This window comes from Xenophilus sp. (genome assembly GCF_044462705.1).
Taxonomy (GTDB): Bacteria; Pseudomonadota; Gammaproteobacteria; order Burkholderiales; family Burkholderiaceae_C; genus Xenophilus; species Xenophilus azovorans.
Genome location: NZ_JBIQNC010000145.1, coordinates 11,203 through 13,343 on the forward strand (window position 1 = coordinate 11,203; position 2,141 = coordinate 13,343).

Consider the following 2,141-nt stretch of genomic DNA (forward strand, 5'->3'; position numbering starts at 1 on the left):
GAAGCCGCGGCGGCTGGCCGCGTCGCCCACGCGCAGCAGCAGGCGGCCGGGCACGCCGCGCTCGCAAGAAGACGCCGGGCCGCCCCAAGGCTTCTTGTCCCCCTTGGGGGGCGGGCTGGGCGCAGCCCAGCCTCGGGGGCGGTCGGACGCGCCGCGCTGCAGCGCATCGCGCACACGGGCCAGCACGCCCTCCTGCGCCGCATGGTCGACGTAGTGCAGCACGTCCAGGATCACCACCACGTCACAGGCCGGGAAGACGGCGCTGCACATGTCGCCGCACACCAGCGTGGGCACAGGGCGGATGTGCCCCACCGCGCGCCGGGCGCGCTCCACGTCGCGCGGCATCAGCTCGATGCCGGTGTAGACCGGCTCGGCCGGCGTCGGTGCCCAGGCCATCGGCCAGGCGCCGTCGCGCTGCATCGCGGCCGCACTCGCCAGCAGGTTGGCGAACAGGCTCTGGCCGGAGCCGATGTCCAGCATGCGCGGCCGCGCCGGCCCGATCAGCCCGCGCGAGACGATGCCGCGGAAGGCCGGGTCCCAGCCCAGCTTGCCGCGGGCGAAGTGCCAGCCGAAGTTGCCGGACTGCCGGTACGGCGCGGTGGCCTGCGCGTGCAGGTCGCGCCAGGCGGCGTCGGGCGAGAGGCTCTGGGGTTGGGCGATGGCGTTCATTCGTCGATGGGTTCGCGCAGGGCCTGGGGCAGCGTGACCGAGCGCAGGCCCTGGCGTTGCAGTTGCGCCAGCAGCGGCGGCAGCACCTCCAGCACCACCGGCCGGCCGGCCGCGGTGCGCGCCGCATGGCCGTCGTGCAGCAGCAGGATGTCGCCGGCGACCAGGTTATCGGCCAGCCGCGCCAGCACCTTCGCGGCATCGCGCTCGCGGGTGTCGAAGCCGCGCCGCGTCCAGCTCACCAGCAGCAGCCCCAGGCGATGCAGCACGGGCGCGAGGAAAGGGTTGCGGAATCCCGCCGGCGCCCGGAAGCAGGTGGGGCGCTCGCCGGCCACGGCCGCGATCATGTCCTGTGCGCGGGAGATCTCGGCCGCATAGCCGCGCGGCCCGAGGACGGAAAAGTTGTGCCGGTGCCGCGCCGTGTGGTTCTGGATGCTGTGGCCGCGCGCCAGGATCTCGCGCGCCAGTGCGGGGTGCGCCTGCACCCGCTCGGCGATGCAGAAGAAGGTGGCGCGCTGGCCGGCGGCCGCGTCGAGCAGGTCCAGCACGGCGGGCGTGACCCCGGGCTCCGGCCCGTCGTCGATGGTCAGCGCGACCTCGCCGCGCGCCGCCGCGGCGGCCGGCAGCCGCGTCATGTTCTGGCCCAGCCAGCGGCTGCGCGGCGTCAGGCCGATGGCGGTGATGGCCGCATGGTTCAGCACCACCGCGCCCAGCGCCCAGGGCCAGGCGCCGGGCACCGCCACGGCCGCCGCGGCCGCGCCCAGGTGCAGCGCGGCGCTGGCGCGCAGGAAGGGCGGTGCGCGCCAGGGCGGCGGCGGGGCGGTCGGGGCAAGGGTGTTCATGGCGGCCGCCCGCATTCTCTACGCCCTCGCCCGCGCGAAGGCCGCCGACAGCAGCAGCGCCAGCAGCGCCCCCGGCGCCACCACCTGGCCGATGGACGAGAGCGAGGGAATCGCGGAGATGGCGATCAGGGTGAAGGACACCACCGTCGTCAGGTTGGCCAGCATCAGCGAGGCCAGGGTGTCCTCGTCGGCGTGGCCGGTCTCGCGCAACTGGTCGAAGAACAGCGCGTAGTTGGAGCCCACCGCCACCACCAGCAACAGGCCGACCAGGTGCAGGATCGACAGCGCCATGTTCAGCGCCGCCATGGCGCCCAGGGTGAGCACCACCGCCGCCGCCAGCGGCAGGCACACGGCGAACAGGCGCCGGCCCGACCGCAGCCACAGGCCCAGCAGCACGACCACCGCCAGCGCGCCCAGCGCCACCTGCACGAAGGCCTCGTGCAGGTAGCGGCGGTACAGGTCGCCCAGCTCGTCGCCGACGTCGGCCACGGTCACGTCGGGCAGGCCCGCGAGCGCCGCCGCGACCTTCGCGTGCGCGAACTTCGGGCCGGCATGCAGCGAGATCATCGCGGCCCAGCCGCCGCCCGGGCGCTCGAACAGCAGCGCGTTGGCGATGGGGCCGAGCGGGCTGGC

The 2,141-nt window shown here is 75.2% G+C and carries 2 protein-coding genes and 1 pseudogene; all 3 read right to left on the reverse strand.

Annotated features, from left to right (window positions below; translation table 11 throughout):
• Window positions 1-669, reverse strand: a 669-nt coding sequence (locus ACIY1X_RS18900) for a class I SAM-dependent methyltransferase (protein ID WP_399683443.1), incomplete at its 3' end; no start/stop codon positions are given.
• Window positions 666-1,508 (reverse strand): polysaccharide deacetylase family protein, encoded by an 843-nt coding sequence (locus tag ACIY1X_RS18905; RefSeq protein WP_399683445.1) that lies wholly within the window; start codon window positions 1,506-1,508, stop codon window positions 666-668. The genes ACIY1X_RS18905 and ACIY1X_RS18900, both read right to left, overlap by 4 nt.
• An 18-nt stretch (window positions 1,509-1,526) precedes the next feature.
• Window positions 1,527-2,141, reverse strand: a pseudogene (locus ACIY1X_RS18910) (transporter); the annotation flags it as partial.

What these genes read in the sequence shown, in the direction of transcription:
- ACIY1X_RS18905 (WP_399683445.1), bottom strand. Translation starts at nt 1,508, where the DNA reads ATGAACACCCTTGCCCCGACCGCCCCGCCGCCGCCCTGGCGCGCACCG.